This window comes from Rhodococcoides kyotonense (assembly GCF_001645385.1).
In the GTDB taxonomy this organism is placed as follows: Bacteria; Actinomycetota; Actinomycetes; order Mycobacteriales; family Mycobacteriaceae; genus Rhodococcoides; species Rhodococcoides kyotonensis_B.
In genome coordinates, this window is record NZ_LVHI01000023.1 from 605708 (window position 1) to 625891 (window position 20184).

At 66.3% G+C, this 20184-nt stretch carries 17 protein-coding genes; 9 read left to right on the top strand and 8 right to left on the bottom strand.

Features of this window, described 5'->3' with window-relative positions:
* The first annotated feature begins 40 nt into the window (after positions 1-40).
* Together hflX and A3K89_RS18760 are read left to right on the top strand one after the other, a co-directional pair.
* Positions 41-1570 carry a GTPase HflX gene (gene hflX, locus A3K89_RS18755; RefSeq protein WP_084423873.1) on the top strand — a complete coding sequence of 510 codons (1530 nt, stop codon included), beginning with the start codon at positions 41-43 and terminating at the stop codon, positions 1568-1570.
* A gap of 7 nt (positions 1571-1577) precedes the next feature.
* The gene (locus A3K89_RS18760; RefSeq protein WP_068428921.1) at positions 1578-2594 is read left to right on the top strand and encodes a hypothetical protein; all 1017 of its coding nucleotides are present in this window, start codon (positions 1578-1580) and stop codon (positions 2592-2594) included.
* 7 nt (positions 2595-2601) lie between these two features.
* Here A3K89_RS18760 and A3K89_RS18765 read toward each other — a convergent pair whose 3' ends face one another.
* From A3K89_RS18765 to A3K89_RS18780, 4 genes are read right to left on the bottom strand one after another with little or no spacing between them, the layout of a single operon-like run.
* Positions 2602-2859 carry an HPr family phosphocarrier protein gene (locus A3K89_RS18765; RefSeq protein WP_068428923.1) on the bottom strand — a complete coding sequence of 86 codons (258 nt, stop codon included), beginning with the start codon at positions 2857-2859 and terminating at the stop codon, positions 2602-2604.
* Positions 2860-2895: 36 nt separating this feature from the next.
* Complete coding sequence (locus A3K89_RS18770) at positions 2896-4947, bottom strand: PTS fructose transporter subunit IIABC (protein WP_068428924.1); 2052 nt, start codon at positions 4945-4947, stop codon at positions 2896-2898.
* Between the two features lie 8 nt (positions 4948-4955).
* Positions 4956-5966 carry a 1-phosphofructokinase family hexose kinase gene (locus tag A3K89_RS18775; protein ID WP_068428926.1) on the bottom strand — a complete coding sequence of 337 codons (1011 nt, stop codon included), beginning with the start codon at positions 5964-5966 and terminating at the stop codon, positions 4956-4958.
* On the bottom strand, positions 5963-6730 hold the full coding sequence (locus A3K89_RS18780; RefSeq protein ID WP_068428929.1) for a DeoR/GlpR family DNA-binding transcription regulator: 768 nt from the start codon (positions 6728-6730) through the stop codon (positions 5963-5965). The genes A3K89_RS18775 and A3K89_RS18780 overlap by 4 nt, the downstream gene beginning before the upstream one ends.
* Positions 6731-6868: 138 nt before the next feature.
* Here A3K89_RS18780 and ptsP point away from each other — a divergent pair, with 138 nt between their 5' ends.
* From ptsP to A3K89_RS18795, 3 genes are all read left to right on the top strand, one after another.
* Complete coding sequence (gene ptsP / locus A3K89_RS18785; RefSeq protein ID WP_068428933.1) at positions 6869-8554, top strand: phosphoenolpyruvate--protein phosphotransferase; 1686 nt, start codon at positions 6869-6871, stop codon at positions 8552-8554.
* A 23-nt stretch (positions 8555-8577) separates the two neighbouring features.
* Complete coding sequence (locus A3K89_RS18790) at positions 8578-9843, top strand: uracil-xanthine permease family protein (protein ID WP_068428934.1); 1266 nt, start codon at positions 8578-8580, stop codon at positions 9841-9843.
* A gap of 138 nt (positions 9844-9981) precedes the next feature.
* Positions 9982-11124 carry an acyl-CoA dehydrogenase family protein gene (locus A3K89_RS18795; protein ID WP_068428935.1) on the top strand — a complete coding sequence of 381 codons (1143 nt, stop codon included), beginning with the start codon at positions 9982-9984 and terminating at the stop codon, positions 11122-11124.
* 168 nt (positions 11125-11292) lie between these two features.
* Here the strand turns inward: A3K89_RS18795 and lexA are convergent, their stop codons facing one another.
* Positions 11293-12084: a transcriptional repressor LexA gene (lexA, locus tag A3K89_RS18800; RefSeq protein ID WP_206030689.1), complete on the bottom strand. Its 792-nt coding sequence runs from the start codon at positions 12082-12084 to the stop codon at positions 11293-11295.
* A gap of 284 nt (positions 12085-12368) precedes the next feature.
* Between lexA and A3K89_RS18805 the strand changes: the two genes are divergently transcribed.
* Positions 12369-12701, top strand: a complete 333-nt coding sequence (locus tag A3K89_RS18805) for a hypothetical protein (protein ID WP_125833460.1) — start codon at positions 12369-12371, stop codon at positions 12699-12701.
* Positions 12702-12876: 175 nt separating this feature from the next.
* Positions 12877-13341 (top strand): transcriptional regulator NrdR, encoded by a 465-nt coding sequence (gene nrdR / locus A3K89_RS18810; RefSeq protein ID WP_068428940.1) that lies wholly within the window; start codon positions 12877-12879, stop codon positions 13339-13341.
* Here nrdR and hrpA read toward each other — a convergent pair.
* Positions 13331-17224 carry an ATP-dependent RNA helicase HrpA gene (gene hrpA, locus A3K89_RS18815; RefSeq protein ID WP_068428943.1) on the bottom strand — a complete coding sequence of 1298 codons (3894 nt, stop codon included), beginning with the start codon at positions 17222-17224 and terminating at the stop codon, positions 13331-13333. The two genes, nrdR and hrpA, sit on opposite strands and share 11 nt — an antisense overlap.
* 123 nt (positions 17225-17347) lie before the next feature.
* Between hrpA and A3K89_RS18820 the strand changes: the two genes are divergently transcribed.
* On the top strand, positions 17348-18607 hold the full coding sequence (locus A3K89_RS18820) for an aminotransferase family protein (RefSeq protein ID WP_068428948.1): 1260 nt from the start codon (positions 17348-17350) through the stop codon (positions 18605-18607).
* On the opposite strand, the gene A3K89_RS18825 is transcribed toward A3K89_RS18820, so the two are convergent.
* Positions 18591-18812: a hypothetical protein gene (locus A3K89_RS18825; RefSeq protein ID WP_068428952.1), complete on the bottom strand. Its 222-nt coding sequence runs from the start codon at positions 18810-18812 to the stop codon at positions 18591-18593. The genes A3K89_RS18820 and A3K89_RS18825 overlap by 17 nt on opposite strands.
* A gap of 30 nt (positions 18813-18842) precedes the next feature.
* Between A3K89_RS18825 and A3K89_RS18830 the strand changes: the two genes are divergently transcribed.
* Positions 18843-19502, top strand: a complete 660-nt coding sequence (locus tag A3K89_RS18830) for a hypothetical protein (RefSeq protein WP_068428954.1) — start codon at positions 18843-18845, stop codon at positions 19500-19502.
* Here A3K89_RS18830 and A3K89_RS18835 read toward each other — a convergent pair.
* A complete protein-coding gene (locus A3K89_RS18835; RefSeq protein ID WP_068428957.1) occupies positions 19489-20166 on the bottom strand; it encodes a PhzF family phenazine biosynthesis protein in 678 nt (225 codons plus the stop codon). The genes A3K89_RS18830 and A3K89_RS18835 overlap by 14 nt on opposite strands.
* Positions 20167-20184 lie beyond the last annotated feature (18 nt).

A 20184-nucleotide genomic window follows, 5' to 3' on the forward strand; every position in this document is an offset into this window, starting at 1 on the left:
ACGTGCATGCGCTGCCGATTTCGTGGATGATGGACAGTACATGACTGAGACACATCACCCTGAAAACCACGTGGGCCCGCAGGCCGACACCGATTCCGCCGAGCGCTGGACGCCGCAGGAATCGGAAGCGTGGTCGAGGCGCATCGCCCGATCCCCACTTCCACTCGACGAGGACACTCCCTCGTCCGGTGACATGCAGCTCGAAGAGCGCACGGCGCTTCGACGCGTCGCAGGCCTGTCCACCGAGCTCGCCGACGTCACCGAGGTCGAATACCGACAGCTGCGCCTCGAACGCGTCGTGCTCGTCGGTGTCTGGACCAGCGGCACGGCCGCGCAGGCCGAGAACAGCATGGCCGAGCTGGCCGCGCTCGCCGAGACCGCCGGCTCCGAGGTGCTCGACGCATTGATGCAGCGTCGCGACAAGCCCGACCCCGCCACCTACATCGGTTCGGGTAAGGCACACGAGCTACGCGACGTCGTCCTGTCCACCGGCGCCGACACCGTCATCTGCGACGGTGAACTGACTCCCGCACAGCTCAATGCGCTGGAGAAGGTCGTCAAGGTCAAGGTCATCGACCGTACGGCGTTGATCCTCGACATCTTCGCCCAGCACGCGACGTCACGCGAGGGCAAGGCTCAGGTCGCGTTCGCGCAGATGGAGTACATGCTTCCGCGACTGCGCGGTTGGGGTGAATCGATGTCCCGGCAGGCCGGTGGTCGTGCCGGCAGCAACGGCGGTGTGGGTCTGCGTGGTCCCGGTGAGACCAAGATCGAGACCGATCGTCGTCGTATTCGCGAACGTATGGCCAAGCTGCGACGCGAGATCAAGGGCATGAAGCAGGCCCGTGACACCAAGCGTGAACGCCGGGTGGGAAGCACGACGCCCAACATCGCGATCGTCGGATACACCAACGCCGGCAAGTCGAGTCTGCTCAACAAGCTCACCGGTTCCGGTGTGCTCGTGCAGAACGCTCTCTTCGCGACGCTGGATCCGACGTCGCGGAAGTCGACGCTCGACGACGGTCGCGCGATCGTGCTCACCGACACCGTCGGATTCGTGCGGCACCTGCCGACCCAGCTCGTCGAAGCATTTCGTTCGACGCTGGAAGAGGTGACCGACGCAGATCTGCTGCTGCACGTCGTCGACGGGTCGGATCCGCTGCCGACCGACCAGATCAAGGCCGTGCGCGAGGTCATCATGGACGTCGTCAAGGAACACGACGCCCCGATGCCACCCGAGTTGATCGTCGTCAACAAGATCGACGCCGCCGATCCCGTCCAGCTGACGCAGCTGCGTGGACTGCTTCCCGGGGCACGGTTCGTCTCGGCGCGCACGGGAGAGGGCGTCGCCGAATTGCGCGACCATCTCGGCGAGATCCTTGCCTGGCCCGAAGCGGAGGTCGACGTGTTGATCCCGTACACGCGTGGCGATCTCGTCGCTCGTATCCACTCCGAGGGACGCATCAGCGAGTCGACGCACGAGGCGGGGGGCACGCACGTCGCTGCGCGAGTTCCCCACGCTCTCGCGTCGGTGTTGTCGGACTTCGCCTACGACGCCGTCACCGCCTGACCTTCACATGAGGGGTGTTGCCGTCACCGGTCTCGTCGGTGCGCTGATGCTCGTCCCGGCGACCGCCGACGCAGAGCCCGACGTTCGACAGGAACAGTTCGAGACCCTGTGCACACCCACCGATCCGGGCCTGGACGAGTTGTCGGGGCTCACGGCCATCGAGGGTGAGCTGTACGCGATCGGGGACAGCGGAACCGATCACCGGCTCGCGGTCCTCGACAGCTCGTGCGCTGTGACGCGGTGGCTCGACGTGCCGGTCGATCCGTACGACGTCGAGGATCTCGGCTCGCACGACGGCCGACTGTGGCTGTCCGATACCGGCGACAACCTGCGTAGCCGCGACACCGTCGCACTCGCGAGCATGGATCCGTCGTCCGGTGAGGGTGAGCTGCACCGGCTGACTTTTCCGGACGGCCCGCACGACGCCGAAACCGTCCTGATCGAACCCGGCGGACGTCCGGTGATCGTCACGAAGGAAGTGTCGGGCGTCAGCGGGATCTACGTCCCGGCCGGCGACGAGACCGTCGAGCAACTGGCGTCGCCCGGTCCCACTCCACTGAAGAGGGTGGGGGAGCGCGCATTCCAGCGGACCGACACGCCCGGGGGCCCGCCGTTCATCACCGGATCGATTCTCGCGACGGGTGGTGCGGTCAGTCGGGACGGTGCCGTCGCGGCCGTGCGCACCTACACCGATGTCTACCTGTTTCCGGTGACCGATGGTGACGTCGCGGGTGCGCTGACCGGAGACCCGGTCGTCGTCGCGCTGCCGTCGCAGCCTCAGGGTGAGGCAGTCGCTTTCGACACCGACGGCAACCTTCTCGTCGCGTCGGAGGCCGCGGGTGGACCGTTGCCTCCCATCCACGTGCTGCGTGACGCGACATCGTTGGTGGAAACGCCGCCGGCGACGGCAGCGACCGAGACGCCATCGGGTGGCCGATGGTCGTTCGGTGCGCTTGCCGTCGCCGGTGTTCTTGCTCTTGCGTCGACTGCCTACGCGTTCGGGCGGACCCGAACGCGTAGCTAGCTGGGAATCAGGCGTCGAGGTCGGACTCGACGAGAGCCACGATCTTGTCGAGCGTCGCCTGGTCGTCGCTCTCGACGGTCACCTCGGTGCCCTTGGTGGCGCCAAGGGTCATGATCATCAGAGCGGATCCGGCGTCGACCGGCTCCTGGTCCGCCACCGCGAGGGTGACGTCGACGCCGGCTTCGGCGACTGCCTCGGCGATCAACGCTGCGGGACGAGCGTGCAGACCGATGGACGATCCGACGGTGACTGTGGTGCTGGGCATGTGATTCTCCTGCAGGGTTCGAGAAGTGGGTGGGGATCAGGCGGGGACGACGTCGGGGTCGAGCGCTTCTTCGGTCGGAGCGTTCTTACCCTTGACGAACTGCTTGGCAAACACGACGAGCAGAGCCGACACGACGGTTCCGGCCGCGAGAGCGATGAGGAACCAGACGATCTTGCCGATGGCGAAGAAGACGAAGATGCCACCGTGCGGGGCACTGAGCGTGACGTCGGTTGCCATGATGAGGGCACCGGTGACAGCACCGCCCGCCATCATCGACGGAATGACACGCAGCGGGTCGGCTGCGGCGAACGGGATGGCGCCTTCGGAGATGAACGCCGCGCCGAGGAACCATGCCGCCTTACCGTTCTCGCGCTCGGCCTCGGTGAACAGCCTCGGGCGAATGGCCGACGCGAGTGCCATCGCGAGCGGCGGAACCATACCGGCAGCCATGACAGCAGCCATGATGCGCAGCGATGCGGTGTCGGTCACCGACAGGCCCGCGGTGGCGAATGCGTACGCGGCCTTGTTGACCGGGCCACCGAGGTCGAAGCACATCATCAGGCCGAGAATGACGCCGAGGATGACCACCGAGCTGCCGCTGAGGCCGTTGAGCCAGTTGGTGAGTCCGCTGGTGATCGCGGCGAGCGGCTTGCCGAGCACGAGGAACATGATTCCGCCGACGATCAGCGTCGCGAACAACGGAATGATGACGACGGGCATGAGGCCACGCAGCACGGCCGGAATGCGCCACTTGCTGATCCACAATGCGACGAAGCCTGCGATCAGACCACCGACGAGACCGCCGATGAAGCCTGCTCCGACGAGCACCGCAACGGCACCGGCCGTGAATCCTGGTGCGAGACCCGGCCTGTCGGCGATGGCGTACGAGATGTAGCCGGCCAGGGCGGGCACGAGGAAGCTGAACGACAGCGCGCCGATCTGGAACAACACGGCTCCGAGGTAGGCGGTCAATCCGCCGTCGGGAAGAGACGTGATGGAGTTGTTGACGACGATGTCCTCGGCGACGCCGGAGATCTCGTATCCGCCGAGCAGGAAGCCGAGCGCGATGAGCAGACCGCCTGCCGCGACGAACGGGATCATGTAGCTGACGCCCGTCAGTAGGATCTGCCGAATTCGCGTGCCCCAGCCGAGTTCACCTGCGGCCGCGCTGCTTCCGCTCGAGGATGCTGCGGTGCCGGACACGCGAGCTGCGTTCGGGTCGTAGGACGCACGCAGTGCCTCGGTGACCATGACGTCGGGCTCGTTGATGGCGCGCTTGACGCCGGACGACACGACGGGCTTGCCCGCGAAGCGTTCCTTGCCCTTGACGCCGACGTCGGTGGCGAAGATGACGGCTTCTGCGCTCGCGATGACCGACGGGTCGAGGGGAGTGCTTCCGCTCGATCCCTGGGTCTCGACGTGCACCGTGACGCCGGCTCGCTCCCCGGCTGCGACGAGGGAGTCGGCGGCCATGTAGGTGTGCGCGATGCCGGTCGGGCAGGCCGTGACGGCGACGATGTGCTTCGGCGCGTCGGCGGGTGCGTCGGCAGCGGGTTCCGCAGTGGCAGGCGCAGCTGCGGGAGCGGCGGCAGGTGCCTCGGCGGGTGCAGCCTTCGGTGCCGGGTTGATCACGCCGTCGACCAGTGCGACCACGTCGGCCGCGGTGGCGGCGTTGCGCAGCGACGCGACGAACTCCGGCTTGACGAGAGCACGCGCGAGGCTCGACAGCAGCTTCATGTGCGCGGATCCGGCTCCGGTCGGAGCTGCGATCAGGAACACGAGATCGGCAGGGCCGTCCGGTGCTCCGAAGTCGACCTTCGGGTTCAGCCGAGCGAAACCGAGCGAGGCCGAGGTGACGGCGTCGGCGCGGCAGTGCGGGATCGCGATCCCACCGGGCAGGCCGGTCGCGGACTGAGCCTCGCGGGCGAGGGCGGCGTCACGCAGCGGCGCGGCGTCGGTCGCGCGGCCTGCGGCGGCAAGAGTCTCGGACAGTCGTTCGATGACAGCATCTTTGGACTCGCCGAGGTCCGCATCGAGGAGGATGAGCTCCTCCGCGATGATCGCGGGATCGTGGGTTGGTGTGGACATGACGGCTCCTAGGAGAGTGTCGACGAACTGGAAGGGGTAGAGGACGAGCTGGCGGGAGGTGAATCGAGAGCATGCACGGTGACGGCGTCGGGCCGTGCTTGATTCGGCGTCGGCAGCGTCGTACCCGGTAGGGCGGTGGCTGCAGTTCCGAAAGCGACTGCGCGACGGAGACGATCGGCCGGCGAACAGTGTTCGATGTCGGCCAGGATGTAGCCGGCAAGAGAGGAGTCGCCCGCGCCGACCGTGCTGATGGCATCGATCCGTGGCGGGCTGGCGAACCAGGCACCCTCGGCGGTGACGAGGACGGCCCCGGCGCTGCCGAGAGTGGCGAGCACGCTGCCGACGCCGCGACCGAGCAGAATGCGGCTGGCTTCGACCGCTGCGGTCGGGTCGCCGGCTGACGCCGCCTGCTCGAGCGCGTCGCCGTCGACGCCGGTCAGCTGGGCGAGTTCCTCGGAGTTCGGCTTGATCAGGTCGGGAGCGGATTCGGGGAACGATTCGGCGAGCGACAGCAATGGCTCGTCCGAGGTGTCGACGGCGACCCTGCACGGCGTCTCGCGCAGTGCGCGAACGAGTTCCGCGTACCAACCGGGTGCGATTCCGGGCGGCAGCGATCCCGACAATGCAACCCACGCAGCGTCGCGGCCGAGATCGACGACGGTCTCGAACAGCGCGTCACGCGTTGCCGCGGTGAGCACGGCGCCGGGTTCGTTGATCTTGGTCGTCGTGCCACCGGGCTCGCTGACGGTGATGTTGGTGCGTGCGAGGCCGTCGGTCGGCACGCTCCAGAAGCGAACGCCCTTGGTGCTCAGTGCTTCCAACAGCGGGTCGCCGCTTGCCGCAGGCAGGACGGCCATGGACTGGACGCCCGCGCCCGTCAGCACTCGCGCGACGTTGACGCCTTTGCCACCGGGGTCGTTGACGGTGGTGCGTGCTCGATGCACTCCGCCGCGAACCAGTTCCGAATCGAGTACGACGGTTCTGTCGATACTCGGGTTCGCTGTCAGTGTGACGATCATGCGGTCACGACCTCGATTCCGTTGTCGGTCAAACTCTTACGATCCGTGTCCTCGATGTCGCCGTCGGTGACGACGACGTCGATGTGGTCCAGTCTGGCGAAGCTCACGAGGTGTTCGCGGCCGATCTTCGTCGAATCCGCGAGAACGACAACATGGTTGGCGCAATTGACCATCGCTCGTTTCACGGCGGCTTCGTCGCTGTCCGGTGTGGACAGCCCGTGGCCGATACTGAGGGCGTTGGTGCCGATGAACGCGACGTCGACGCGCAGCCATTCGAGCGCCTGCATGGCCTCGGGTCCGACGGCGGCCTGCGTCGTACCGCGCACGCGGCCGCCGAGCATCCGCAGGTTCACGCCGGTGAGCGGCGCAACCCTCGCGGCGATCGGTACCGAATTGGTGACGAGAGTCAGGTCGCGGTCGCCGGTCAGCAGGGAGGCCAGTCGCCCGGTGGTGGTTCCGGCGTCGAAGACGGCGCTGCCGCCCGCGGGAGGAAGGTAGTCGAGCGCTGCGGACGCGATCGCGTCCTTCTGCTCCGCGCGCGTGTACTCGCGCTCTCCGACACCGGGCTCGGTGGCCGTCAGCGCCGATGCGGGCACCGCTCCGCCGTGCACTCGACGCACGACGCCGAGGCGGTCGAGCACTGCGAGATCGCGTCGCACCGTTTCGGTGGTGACGCCGTAGGCAACGGACAGGTCGGCGACGGAGACGCGGCCGCGGGTGCTGATCAGTTCCGCGATGGATTGCTGTCGTTCTTCTGCGTACACCCCCGACTCCTTCCTGATTACTGTTGGTTTATGTTGTTTTACGCCCGTATCTGTTGACATGTCAAGGCCGACGAGTAATCTCGATCACAGACAACGGCGGGTGACGGGTCGAACACACCGAACGACGAAGGAGGACACATGACGGGATCGCTGCGATCCGATGCGCAGGACACGGTGTTGCGGGGGACTCCTGTCGTTCCCGGTGTGGGATTCGGCCCGGTCATCCGACCCGGCCGTCGCCCGGAAGTTCCGACCGACACGACCGTCGTCGACGACGCGGCGCGCGGCGAAGAGCTCGAACGCTTCCGCACGGCCGCCGCGACCGTGGCCGCCCGGCTGCGGGGACGAGCGGAACTCGCGACCGGGGCCGCGTCGGAAGTCCTGTCGGCGAACGCCGCGATGGCCCAGGATCGCGGATGGCTCGGTGCCGCCGAGAAGCTGATCTCCAAGGGCACCCGCGCGACGGCAGCGACGGAAGCAGCAACGCAACAGATCGCGACGATGTTCGAGAAGCTCGGCGGACTGATGGCCGAGCGCGTCACCGACCTTCGCGACATCCGCGACCGGGTCGTCGCCGAAATTCTCGGAGTCGACGAGCCCGGCGTGCCGGTGCCGACCGAGCCGTCGATCCTCTTCGCCGACGACCTGGCGCCGGCCGACACCGCAGGTCTCGACGCCACCCTCGTCGTCGGCTTGGCGACGTCGCTCGGCGGGCCCACCAGTCACACCGCGATCATCGCGCGTCAGCTGGGCATCCCCTGCATCGTCGCCGTTGCCGGTCTCGACGACGTGCCCGCGGGCACGACGGCCATGGTCGACGGCACGACGGGCGACGTGGTGCTCGACCCGAACGCGGACGACGCGGCGAGGCTCGTCGCCGACGCGAAAGCCGAACTCGCCCGTGTGTCGGGCTGGAGCGGTCCGGGCGCCACGGCGGACGGTCACCCCGTCGACATCCTCGCGAACGTCCAGGACGGCGCAGGCGCGCGCGCAGCCCGCAGTTCCGCGGCGGACGGCGTCGGACTGTTTCGGACGGAGTTGTGCTTCTTGGACCGCGAGGCCGAGCCGACCGTCGACGAGCAAGCCGCGATCTACGGGGAGGTGCTGGAGGCGTTCGCCGGACACAAGGTCGTCGTCCGCACACTGGACGCAGGCTCGGACAAGCCGCTGCGCTTCGCCAATCACGCCGACGAGGCCAACCCTGCCCTCGGTGTTCGTGGAATCCGCATCGCGGAACAGGATCGTGGCATCCTGTATCGCCAGCTCGACGGCATCGCCGCCGCAGCGAAGGCGACCGGCTCGAACCCGTGGGTCATGGCCCCGATGATCGCGACCGCCGCCGAGGCCGCTGCGTTCGCGGCCGACGTGCGTGAGCGCGGGCTGAAACCCGGGGTGATGATCGAGGTTCCCGCCGCGGCCCTGCTGGCCGAGCACATTCTCGAGCACGTCGACTTCCTGTCGATCGGCACGAACGACCTCGCCCAGTACACGATGGCAGCCGACCGGATGTCCTCTCAACTGGCCGCGCTGACCGATCCGTGGCAGCCTGCCGTGCTCGCGCTCGTCTCGCACACCGCCAAGGCAGGTGCCGCCGCAGGCAAGCCGGTCGGTGTATGCGGCGAGGCAGCGGCCGATCCGTTGCTCGCGTGTGTGCTCGTGGGTCTGGGCATCACGTCGCTGTCGGCTGCGTCGGCCGCCGTCGCCCACGTCGGAGCGAAGCTGTCGACCGTCACGTTCGACAAGTGTGTCGAGGCAGCCGACGCAGCTCTGCGCGCGGACAGCGCTTCCGCCGCACGCGCGGCGGTTGCTGCAATCCTGAACTGAATGCCCTCTAGGATTCATTCCTTGTGAGTCGAAACTTCGGATGGACCCTGCACGGCAACGGAAAGACTGTCGCTGCAGGCGCGGTGGTGGCCCCGGACGAACGTCTGTCGTGGCCGCGCACGATCGGTATCGGAATGCAGCACGTCATCGCCATGTTCGGTGCGACGCTGTTGGTTCCGACGGTCACCGGATTCCCGGTGACCACCACCTTGCTGTTCTCCGGAATCGGCACCGCGCTCTTCCTGGTGATCACACGCGGACGCATTCCGAGCTACCTCGGATCGTCGTTCGCGTTCATCGCCCCGCTCAGTGCTGCGCAGGCAGACGGGCCGGCAGCGCAACTCGGCGCCGTCATGTCCGTCGGAATCGTCCTGGCCGCAATCGGTTTCGTCGTCAGGTTCGCGGGCGGACGGGTGATCGAAGCCGTCATGCCGCCGGTCGTCACCGGAGCCGTCGTCGTCTTGATCGGGCTCAACCTGGCTCCGGCCGCGACGTCGTCGTTCGAGGCGCAGCCGCTCGTCGCGGCGGTGACGTTGATCGCGATTCTGCTCGTCACCGTCGTCGGTCCAGGACTTCTCGGTCGGCTCGGCATTCTGGTCGGCGTCGTGATCGGATGGGTCTTCGCGGCCGTTCTCGGCGAGATCGACCAGACCAGGCTCGACGCTATGCGCGACGCGGCCTGGATCGGCGTGCCCGAGTTCCGCGGGCCGACGTTCGAGCTGTCCGTCGTACTCATCGCCCTGCCGGTCGTGATCGTGTTGATCGCGGAGAACGTCGGACACGTCAAGGCCGTGTCGGCCATGACGGGGAAGTCGCTCGACGACCTGGCCGGTGACGCGTTGATCGCCGACGGCCTGGCCACCACCCTGGCCGGCGCGGCAGGTGGGTCGGGGACGACGACGTACGCGGAGAACATCGGCGTCATGGCCGCCACCCGTGTCTACTCGACGGCCGCGTACTGGGTTGCCGCCGCGACCGCCGTGGTTCTCGCGTTCTCGCCGAAGTTCGGGGCTCTCGTCTTCACCGTTCCCTCCGGGGTCATCGGCGGTGCGACGCTGGTGCTGTACGGCCTGATCGGTCTCCTCGGAGTACGTATCTGGTTCGACAACAAGGTCGACTTCACCGACCCGGTCAACCTGATGGTCGTGGCCGCGGCGCTCGTCGCAGGCATCGGGGACCTGACGCTGACGGTCGGCTCGGTCGAACTCGGCGGCATCGCATGGGGCTCGGTGGGCATCCTCGTCGGCTATCCGATCGTGCGCAGCCTGGCTCGGGCGCGACAGAACTGACGTACCGCGCGTTCGGTCACCGATGACGCACGAAACGGTCATCGACTGCGAACTCGGTTCGGTCGTAATGTTCGAACTACGCCAACCGTCGGCGGCGAGGTTCCATGCCGTCCGGCAGTACCGATGAGGAGTGATGAAGTGGAACGCACCCTGTTCGATTCGGAGCACGATCTCTTCCGCGAGTCGTACCGCAAGTTCCTCGAACAACACGTCGCTCCGAATCACGCGACGTGGGAAGAGCAGAACATCGTCGACCGTGACGTGTGGGTCGAAGCCGGAAAGCAAGGCTTTCTCGGTATGGCCGTGCCCGAGGAGTACGGCGGCGGGGGAGTCGAGGACTTCCGGTACAACTCCATCGTCACCGAGGAGACGACCAGGGGTGGCTACAGCGGCATCGGCTTCACACTGCACAACGACGTCGTCGCGCCGTACCTGATCAAGCTCACCAACGAGGAGCAGAAGAAGCGGTGGCTGCCCGGATTCTGTTCGGGCGAACTGATTTCCGCGATCGCGATGACCGAGCCCGGCACCGGCAGCGACCTGCAGGGCATCAAGACCAAAGCCGTTCGTGACGGTGACGAATGGGTGCTGAACGGCTCGAAGACGTTCATCACCAACGGGATCAACGCCGACATCGTCATCGTCGTCGCGTGCACCGATCCGGACAAGGGCGCGCAGGGCTTCAGCCTGCTCGTCGTCGAACGGGACATGCCCGGCTTCGAACGCGGCCGCAATCTCGACAAGATCGGCATGAAGGCGCAGGACACCGCCGAGCTCAGCTTCACCGACGTTCGAGTGCCTGCTGCCAACCTGCTCGGCGAAGAAGGCATGGGCTTCATCTACCTCATGCAGAATCTGCCGCAGGAGCGACTGTCCATCGCCGTCGTCGCTGCCGCCGCCATGGAGGCCGCCCTCGATATGACGGTCCAGTACTGCCGCGACCGCAAGGCGTTCGGCAAGTCGATCGGCAAGTTCCAGAACACCCGCTTCGTACTGGCCGAACTGGCCACCGAGACCACGGCGACCCGCATCATGGTCGACAAGTTCATCGAACTGCTCAACGCCGGAACGCTGACGGTGCAGGAAGCTGCGATGGCAAAGTGGTGGACGACCGAGAACCAGGTCAAGCTGATCGATCGGTGCCTGCAGCTGCACGGCGGCTACGGCTACATGAAGGAATACCCGATCGCCAAGGCGTACATGGACTCACGCGTCCAGACGATCTACGGCGGCACCACCGAGATCATGAAGGAGATCATCGGGCGCGGGCTGGACCTGTAGTCCCGCCTTCCCGTTTCCTGTCGCTTTCCCGACCGAGGGTGACATTCGGTCACTCCGAGTGACCGGAAGGCCACATTCGCTCCGGCCGGGGTGTGGCCCCGACGACAGCACGAAGCCCGCGCTCACCGAGTACGACCTCGGTGGGCGCGGGCTTCGTCGTTCGTGGAATCAGAGCTTGCGCATCACGGTGACGACCTTGCCCAGGATTGCGGCGTCGTTGCCCGGAATGGGTTCGAACAAAGGGTTGTGCGGCATGAGCCAGATATCGCCCTTGGACCGCTTGAACGTCTTCACGGTGGCCTCGCCGTCGATCATCGCCGCGACGATGTCACCGTTGTCGGCGACGCTCTGCTGCCGTACGACCACCCAGTCGCCGTCGCAGATCGCGGCGTCGATCATCGACTCGCCGACGACCTTGAGTAGGAACAGCGACCCCTGGCCGACGAGTTCGCGGGGCAGCGGGAAGACGTCCTCGACGGCTTCCTCGGCGAGAATCGGGCCACCGGCGGCGATACGTCCGAGGACGGGCACGAACGTGGGTGTCGGCAGCTGATCCTCGGCGGCAGCCGAACCGTCGGCGACGGCGGCTGCGTGATCGGCCTGCACCTCGTCGAGTCCGCGAACATCCACCGCACGGGGACGGTTCGCGTCACGGCGCAGGAATCCCTTGCGTTCGAGCGTCCGCAGCTGATGGGCGACCGACGACGTCGACGTCAGACCGACCGCGTCACCGATCTCACGGATGCTCGGCGGGTACCCGCGCTCGGTGACCGATGCGCGAATGACCTCGAGTACCTTGCGCTGACGCTCCGTGAGCCCCGCGTTGATGTCGGTGCCTTCTCCTTCGAAGGCCTTCGCCGTCGGCACGGCGGCAGGCTTGCCCGCCGAACTCTTGCCGGCAGACCTGGATCCGGCGGACTTCGGTGCCGGTGTAGACCCTGACGAGGTCTCGTCCTTCATACGTGCATCCTCCTGCCGTCTCGGCGTGCGTTGCCGATGCTGGTGTGGCTGTCGCCTGTGGTTCTGTGACGCCATTTCGAGTGGTGCCGGTGTGACGTGTGGTTTCTGACACGAATCTAGCCCGTCGACGCTGTTCGATCAAACATCTGTTCGATCCGTGTCGCATTTTCTACTGACTTTGTCGGACCCGCGTGATAGAACTTCGAACAAGCGTTCATCGAACGCCTGATCGAATGGAACGAAGGCAAGTGGTTCGATCATCGTCGACAGCAGTGGAGATCTCGATGAGCATCACGGTTTCAGACCCTCGGGTGGTCCGCCCGGTCGCGCGTCCCTCCCGTCGACGCGCAACGCCTGCGCGACGTCGCTACGTGCACTCGGCCCCGTCGGCACATCAGCCGTCGTCGATGGGTGCGTACGCGGACTCGTGCGTCGAAGAACGCCGTTCCGATCAGTCGATCTCGTGGCAGGCCACCGTGGCAGGCGTCGTGGGTACCGCAGTGGTGATCCTCGCACTGGTCGGGCTCGCCAACCTTCGCGCGGGGCAGCTCGAACCGGCGTCGCAGCCGCCCAGTCAATCGGTGGAGCACGTCGTACCGTCGGCCACGGGAGAATGATCTCGTCATGTCGCCGGTGGTCGGCTTTCCGTCCCAGACGGGTGATCGAGTTCAGCACGTAGCGCTCCGAGTATTCTCGGAGCCTGCACCTCCCGTGCGTCCTAGGTGTTTCACGGGTCCTACGCGTTCGACCGGTGATGGCGGGGAGTGCATCGGCTACGACGGAGGCTCCGACATGCATTGCCCGTTCTGCAGGCACCCTGATTCGCGCGTGGTGGATTCCCGCGAGGCGGACGAAGGCCAGGCGATTCGTCGGCGTCGGTCGTGCCCGGAATGCGGTCGTCGGTTCACCACCGTCGAAACGGCGGTCCTCGCGGTCGTGAAGCGCAGCGGCGTCACCGAGCCGTTCAGCCGCGAGAAGGTCGTCAAAGGTGTGCGACGCGCGTGCCAGGGCCGGGATGTCGACAACGACGCGTTGAACCTCCTGGCTCAGCAGGTGGAGGACGCGGTTCGTGCGTCCGGATCCGCCGAAATCCCCAGCCACGAGGTCGGATTGGCCATTCTCGGCCCACTCCGCGATCTCGACGAAGTAGCCTACTTGCGCTTCGCGTCCGTGTACCGATCCTTCAGCTCGGCCGAGGATTTCGAGAAGGAGATCCTCGAATTGCGCGCGCATCGCGAGGCCGGCGTCAGCGACTGACTGCGTCCATCGCCTTCATGATTCGTTTCTCGGACACCGGATAGGCAGTTCGAATCCCCTGCGCGAACAGGCCGATGCGAAGTTCCTCGATAGACCAGAACACGTCCTGGACAGCCGAACTTCTCTGTCGTGCCTCGGGAAGCGACTTCAACAGGCGGTCGTACGCTTCGTAGACGCGATCCAGCACGTCCATGCCCGCGTCGTCACGAGACGCGCTGCTCGGCAACGACTTCAGGCGAGCGGTTGCGCCCTGCAGGTAGCGGGGAATGTCCGCGAGTCGAGCGGACCCGAACTCGAAGACGAAGCCGTCGAACACCAGACCGTCGAGTTGCTCACGGACGTCGTCGGCGGCATCGCCCTTCTTCGTGTCCAGGATCGATCGAAGTTCCATCGCGGCAGTCAGAATCGGCCGCACGAGCGCGACGATCCGGGACGTGCGGGCTGCGGTGTCTGCGTTGACCGCCTTCGACAGTGCGGCGAACTTCTCGGGGCTGCGCACCGGACCGCCGTGCGCCATCATCGCTTCGTCGACGGCGGTTCGGCGGCAGTCCTCGAGCAGTGCCTCGACGCTGCCGTACGGGTTCTGTCCGAGCGCGAGACGTTCCTTCGTCGGAATGCCCGCGAGCAGCGCTTTGGTGCCCCGGGGCGCGGACTCGAGCAGGAGGGCGCGTGTTCCGTCCCGCATCGACGCGCGCTGCTGAGCGGGTGTGCTCAACACACGCACGGCCACACCACCGTTCTCGGGAACGAGCGCGGGGTAGCCCGTGACGGTCTGCCCGCCGACGGACCGGGTGACGGTGTCCTCCAACGTGCCGAGCGAGGACGACGTCCAGGCCAGTGTCGGTGCGCGTTCGGCCTGTCCGACGGCGCTGGCGACCTCGCGATCGACGCGCGGCGACAACGTCTTTCGCAACCGAACCAGATCCTTGTCGGAGCCGAGAACGGTGCCGCTCCCGTCGACCGCGACGAAGGTCATGCGCAGATGCGGCGGCAACGACGCCACGTCGAAGTCCGTCGGGTCGATGCGGCAGGCGCCGAGGCGGGAAAGCTCCCTCGCGAGGGCCGTGACGACGGGCTCCGACCTGGGCTTCATCGACCTCAATGCCGCAGTAGCGAAATCCGGTGCCGGAACGACGTTTCGACGCACAGCTTTCGGAAGAAGTTTGATGAGTGTCGCCACCAACTCGGCGCGCATACCGGGGACCAGCCAGTCGAAGCCCACGGGCTGCACCTGCGCGAGGAGCGCGATCGGAATGCGGGCGGTGACGCCGTCGGCCGCCGATCCCGGTTCGAACTGATACGTGAGTGGGAATTGAATTTCGCCTTGCCGCCACGCATCCGGGTAGTCGCCACCGAGGACCGAGGCCGCGTCGGGGTTGACGACAGTGGCAGCGGTGAAGTCCAGAAGTTCCGGAGCGGCCTTGCGCGCCTTCTTCCACCACGTGTCGAAGTGGCGTGCCGACACAGCCTCTTTTCCGACTCGGGCGTCGTAGAAGTCGAACAGTGCGTCGTCGTCGACGACGATGTCACGCCGTCGAGCTCGGTTCTCGAGTTCTCCGACGTCCTCGAGCAGCGTGCGGTTCTTGTGGAAGAACGGATGCTGTGTCTTCCACTCACCCTGTACGAGAGCATGTCTGATGAACAGTTCGCGCGAGATCTCCGGGTCGATGCGGTGATAGTTCACCGGACGTCCCGTCACGAGCGGGATGCCGTACAGCGTGACACGCTCGTAGGCCATCGCGGTCTGTCGTTTGATGGACCAATGCGGTTCGGAGTACGTCCGCTTCACCAGATGCGGGGCGAGTCGTTCGGCCCATTCGGGTTCGATGCGGGCGGCCATCCGGCCCCACAATCGCCCGGTCTCGACCAATTCGGCTGCCATCACCCAACGCGGCGGTTTCTTGAACAACCCCGATCCGGGGAAGATCGCGAAGTGGGTACCGCGGGCGCCGAGAAACTCGCGCTTCTCGCCCTCGCGTAGTCCGATATGCGACAGCAGACCGGACAGCAACGCTTGGTGCAGTGCCACCGGAGTGCTGTCGTTCTCGGGGACGGTCCAGCCGAGTCCGCGCGTGATCTGACGTAGCTGACCGTGCAGATCCTGCCATTCCCGAATGCGCAGGTAGTGCAGGAACTCGTTACGGCACATGCGCCGAAACTGGTTCGACGACAATTCGTTTCGTTGTTCGCGCAGGTACTTCCACAACTCGATGTAGGCGAGGAAGTCGGAATTCTCGACCGCGAACCGTGCGTGCTTCTCGTCTGCAGCCTGTTGGTGCTCGACCGGCCGCTCTCGGACGTCCTGGATCGACAGCGCGGAGACGACGACCAGCGCGTCCACGAGCGCGCCGGTGGCATTGGCTTCGACGAGCATCCGCGCCATTCGTGGATCGACGGGGAGTTGCGCGAGTTCACGTCCGATCGGGGTGAGCTCCGGTTCGCCGCTCTTCCCGGCCGAGAGCGCTCCCAGCTCCTCGAGAAGTCCGACGCCGTCGCGAATGCTCCGCGGGTCCGGCGGCTCGACGAACGGGAACTGGTCTATCTTTCCGAGGCCGAGGGACGTCATCTGCAGAATCACCGACGCGAGGTTGGTACGCAGGATCTCCGGCTCGGTGAAGTGCGGCCTGGCCTCGAAGTCCTCCTCGGAGTACAGCCGAATGCAGATGCCGTCCGCCACGCGACCGCAACGGCCTGCGCGCTGCCGTGCGGACGCCTGGGAGATCTTCTCGATCGGAAGGCGTTGCACCTTCGTCCGTATCGAGTACCTCGAGATGCGCGCGGTGCCCGGATCCACGACGTAGCGAATGCCGGGCACGGTCAGTGACGTCTCGGCGACGTTGGTGGACAACACCACTCGCCGTCCCGTGTGCGGCGTGAACACCCGGTGCTGCTCGGCCGCGGACAGGCGCGCATACAGCGGAACGATCTCGGTGTTGCGTAGTTTCCGGTCCCGCAGTGCGTCCGCGGTGTCTCGAATCTCGCGTTCGCCGGACAGGAACACCAGGATGTCGCCGTCGCCCTCGCCGAGCAGCTCGTCGACGGCGTCGCACGTCGCGTCGACGGGATCGAGATCGATCGTCGTGTCGCCGACGTCGACCGACAAAGGGCGATAACGCATCTCGACGGGGAACGTTCGACCGGAGACCTCGATGATCGGAGCCGGCACTCCGTCACGAGCGAAGTGCTGTGCGAAACGTTCGGGGTCGATCGTCGCCGACGTGATGATCACCTTGAGATCAGGGCGGCGGGGGAGGAGCTGAGCGAGGTACCCGAGAATGAAGTCGATGTTCAGGCTGCGTTCGTGGGCTTCGTCGATGATGAGCGTGTCGTACTGTCGCAGCAGCCGGTCGCGCTGGATCTCGGCGAGCAGAATGCCGTCGGTCATCAGTTTGACGAGCGTCGAATCCGAGGACTGGTCGGTGAATCGCACCTTGTAGCCGACGGTTTCGCCGATCTCCTGGCCGACTTCCTCGGCGATGCGTTCGGCGACCGTGCGGGCCGCGAGACGCCTCGGTTGGGTGTGGCCGATGGACCCTCGGACGCCCCGGCCGAGTTCGAGACATATCTTCGGAATCTGCGTCGTCTTGCCCGATCCGGTCTCACCCGCGACGACGACCACCTGATGCTGTTCGATCGCAGCCGCGATGTCGTCCTTGCGTTGGCTGACCGGAAGAGATTCGGGATATTCGACGACGGGAACGGCCGTGCGACGGTTCGCCACCACGAGCTCGGCGCGCGCGACGTCGCTCTCGATCGCGTTCAGTGCGTCGTCCGTGCGTGCCCGGTCGAGCCGACGACGGAGACGATGTTCGTCGCGCAGCGTGACACCCTCGAGACGAGCGGTGAGGGTGCGACGACGGTGCGAGACGGTTTCAGTAGACATGCTGCCTCCAGGATAATCGGTCGAACCGACTTCCCTTCGTGTGGTGAACGCCGCGGAACGACTCGGTGCCGAGTGGAGAGACGGCTCACACTCGACGAACGGGGTCCGACTAAGCTCTCTGGCATGTCTACTCCGGCCGAGCCGACCTACGAATCCACCCATTCCGCGCTGTGGCACGGCTTCGCCGACATGGGCGCAGTCACCACCAAGGGGCCGTTCGTCGTATCGCGCGGCGAGGGTGCCTACATCTGGGACCGTGAGGGCAACAAGTACCTCGATGCCACCGCCGGCCTGTGGTTCACGAACGTCGGGCACGGGCGTCGGGAGATCGCCGACGCCGTCGCAGCCCAGCTCGGGTCGCTGGCGCATTACTCGAACTTCGGCGACTTCGTCCCCGAGACGACACTCGCGTTGGCGGAACGCCTCGGCGAGATCGCGCCGGTCGCGGGCAGCAAGGTGTTCTTCACCTCCGGCGGTTCCGATTCGATCGACACCGCAGCGAAGCTCGCCCGGAGGTACTGGCACGAGACGGGAAAGCCCGGGAAGAAGCTCATCGTCGGCCGTCAGAAGGCGTATCACGGCATGCACGTCGCCGGCACCGCCTTGGCGGGCATTCCGGTCAACCGTGAGAACTACGGCGAACTGATGCCCGACGCACGGACGGTGGCCTGGGACGATGCGAAGGCCTTGCTCGCGCTGATCGAGGAAGTGGGCGCGGACCAGATCGCCGCGTTCTTCTGCGAACCGATCATCGGCGCGGGTGGCGTCTATCTGCCCCCGCAGGGATATCTGCAGGAAGTGCGTCAGATCTGCCGCGACCACGACGTTCTGTTCGTCGCCGACGAGGTGGTGACGGGATTCGGTCGCATCGGCGGGTCGTGGTTCGCGTCGACGCGCTTCGATCTGCAGCCGGACCTGATGACGACGGCCAAGGGCCTGACGTCGGGCTACGTGCCGATGGGTGCGGTGTTCGTCGCGCCGCACATCGCCGAACCGTTCTTCTCCGGTGGGGTCTGGTGGCGCCACGGCTACACGTACGGCGGCCATGCGGGCGCTGCGGCGGCCGCGATGGCGACGCTCGACATCATGGAACGTGAGAACCTGCTGCAGGAATCGGCGCGCCTCGAGACGTCGCTGCATACTCATCTCGCGCCGCTCGCCGACCATCCGCGCGTCCAAGAGGTGCGCAGTGGTCTCGGTGCCGTCGCCGCGGTGCAACTCGCCGATCCGGCCGAGGCACTGCCGTTCGTCGGGACGCTGCGCGAGCACGGCGTGTCCGGGCGCGCCGCAGGCCAGGGTGCGATGCAGATCTCGCCGTCGTTCGTGATGACCGACGCCGAAGTCGAGGAACTCGCGGGACGAATTCTCAGCGCGCTCGGCTGAACCGAGAGCGCAAGCGGTGCAACCCCGTCGGGGAAGCGGGGGCGTCGGGCGTTGCGGCCGATGCCTCCGCGAACCGCTTGTGCAGCTCCTGCCGAACCTCGTCGGGGGCGTAGGCGCGCCGCGCACGTTCCGATCGCACGACGAGAGCTCCGGTGGCGGCGACGCCCGCGACGCCCGCGAGGCCCAGGATCTTCCACAGCTTCATGGCTTCACCGTACTGGTTAAGCTCGACCGTATGAATGCGTCGCGAATCGATCTGGATACAGCGGTGGACGCGACCAGGACCGGTGACATCTGGATCTTCCGTGGCCGTTCGGCGGCCGACAGGGCGATTCAAACTCTGACGAACAGTCCCGTCAACCATGTGGGGATGGCCGTCGTCGTGGACGATCTGCCTCCGCTGATGTGGCATGCGGAGCTGGGAAAGTCGTTGCAGGACATGTGGACCGGCAACTTCCAGCGCGGTGTGCAACTGCACGATCTTCGCGCTGCCGTGCTCCAGTGGACGCTGAAATACGAACAGCGGTGCTGGCTGCGGCAATTGGGGACGGCCGTGACACGAGAGCAGGAAGATGCGTTGATGCGGACCATCGCTCGCATGGACGGCACCGCGTTTCCGACGACGGCGAAGTTGGCGGGGCGCTGGTTCAAAGGACGCGTCCCCACGTTGATTCGGCGTCAGGAGCCCTCGGCTGCGATCGAGACGGCCTACTGCGCGGAAGTGGTTGCGACGACGTACGAGTCGATGGGCCTGCTCGCCGGGCACAAGAAGGCGAACTGGTTCGACCCGGGCAAATTCTGGAGCGGCGATCGGTTACCGCTGGCCGACGGCGTCACGCTGGGTGCCGAGATCGCTGTCGACGTGCCGCACGAAGAACCGCCTACCGCACGGTGATCGACGAGTCCGCGACGGTCCGGCCGCCCAGCTCGATCCAACCGTCGTCCAGACAGGTCGTCAGCAGCCTCGATCCGCGGCCTTGGTGAATGCGGATCCCCAGTCCCAGCGAGGCGGTGATGCGAACTGCTGCCGCGCCGGTCGCTTCGTCCTCGGCAATCCCCATCTCGGGCGCGAACATTCGCGAACGTATCGCCTCGTGTTCGGCGTCCATCCATGCCCACACGTAGTGGTGCCCTTCGGTGAAGGTCGACGGGTCGACCGACTCGACCTCATCGACGGTCGTCAACGGATGCATCGTGAACTCCGGAGCCCAGTCGGCTCGTGCCCGCACCGCCGTCGTGCCGTCACCGTAGGTCACCTGCAGCTCTCCGGCAGGGACGACGAGGGTGTCGATCGGGTGCCCCTGCGCGCCGAGCCACCACGACAGGCCGACGGTCGGGTGCCCCGCGAACGGGAGTTCGACGGCGGGAGTGAAGATGGCGGCGGATGCCGTCGACCCGCCGTCGTGGTCGACGAAGATCGTCTCGCTGAAGCCGAGTTCGGTGGCCAGCGACTGACGCTCGGCGGGCGGCACGGCGTGGCTGCGGACGATTCCGAGTGGATTGCCGTACCGGCCTGCGTCGTCGGTGAACACGCGAACGACTGCCACGTCGATACTCATGTCGGGGAATCTACCAAA

Excerpts from the sequence above, each read along its gene's own strand:
- hflX (WP_084423873.1), top strand. The coding sequence starts at position 41 with ATGACTGAGACACATCACCCTGAAAACCACGTGGGCCCGCAGGCCGAC.
- A3K89_RS18760 (WP_068428921.1), top strand. The coding sequence starts at position 1,578 with ATGAGGGGTGTTGCCGTCACCGGTCTCGTCGGTGCGCTGATGCTCGTC.
- A3K89_RS18765 (WP_068428923.1), bottom strand. The coding sequence starts at position 2,859 with ATGCCCAGCACCACAGTCACCGTCGGATCGTCCATCGGTCTGCACGCT.
- A3K89_RS18770 (WP_068428924.1), bottom strand. The coding sequence starts at position 4,947 with ATGTCCACACCAACCCACGATCCCGCGATCATCGCGGAGGAGCTCATC.
- A3K89_RS18775 (WP_068428926.1), bottom strand. The coding sequence starts at position 5,966 with ATGATCGTCACACTGACAGCGAACCCGAGTATCGACAGAACCGTCGTA.
- ptsP (WP_068428933.1), top strand. The coding sequence starts at position 6,869 with ATGACGGGATCGCTGCGATCCGATGCGCAGGACACGGTGTTGCGGGGG.
- lexA (WP_206030689.1), bottom strand. The coding sequence starts at position 12,084 with ATGAAGGACGAGACCTCGTCAGGGTCTACACCGGCACCGAAGTCCGCC.
- A3K89_RS18805 (WP_125833460.1), top strand. The coding sequence starts at position 12,369 with ATGAGCATCACGGTTTCAGACCCTCGGGTGGTCCGCCCGGTCGCGCGT.
- nrdR (WP_068428940.1), top strand. The coding sequence starts at position 12,877 with ATGCATTGCCCGTTCTGCAGGCACCCTGATTCGCGCGTGGTGGATTCC.
- hrpA (WP_068428943.1), bottom strand. The coding sequence starts at position 17,224 with ATGTCTACTGAAACCGTCTCGCACCGTCGTCGCACCCTCACCGCTCGT.
- A3K89_RS18820 (WP_068428948.1), top strand. The coding sequence starts at position 17,348 with ATGTCTACTCCGGCCGAGCCGACCTACGAATCCACCCATTCCGCGCTG.
- A3K89_RS18825 (WP_068428952.1), bottom strand. The coding sequence starts at position 18,812 with ATGAAGCTGTGGAAGATCCTGGGCCTCGCGGGCGTCGCGGGCGTCGCC.
- A3K89_RS18830 (WP_068428954.1), top strand. The coding sequence starts at position 18,843 with ATGAATGCGTCGCGAATCGATCTGGATACAGCGGTGGACGCGACCAGG.
- A3K89_RS18835 (WP_068428957.1), bottom strand. The coding sequence starts at position 20,166 with ATGAGTATCGACGTGGCAGTCGTTCGCGTGTTCACCGACGACGCAGGC.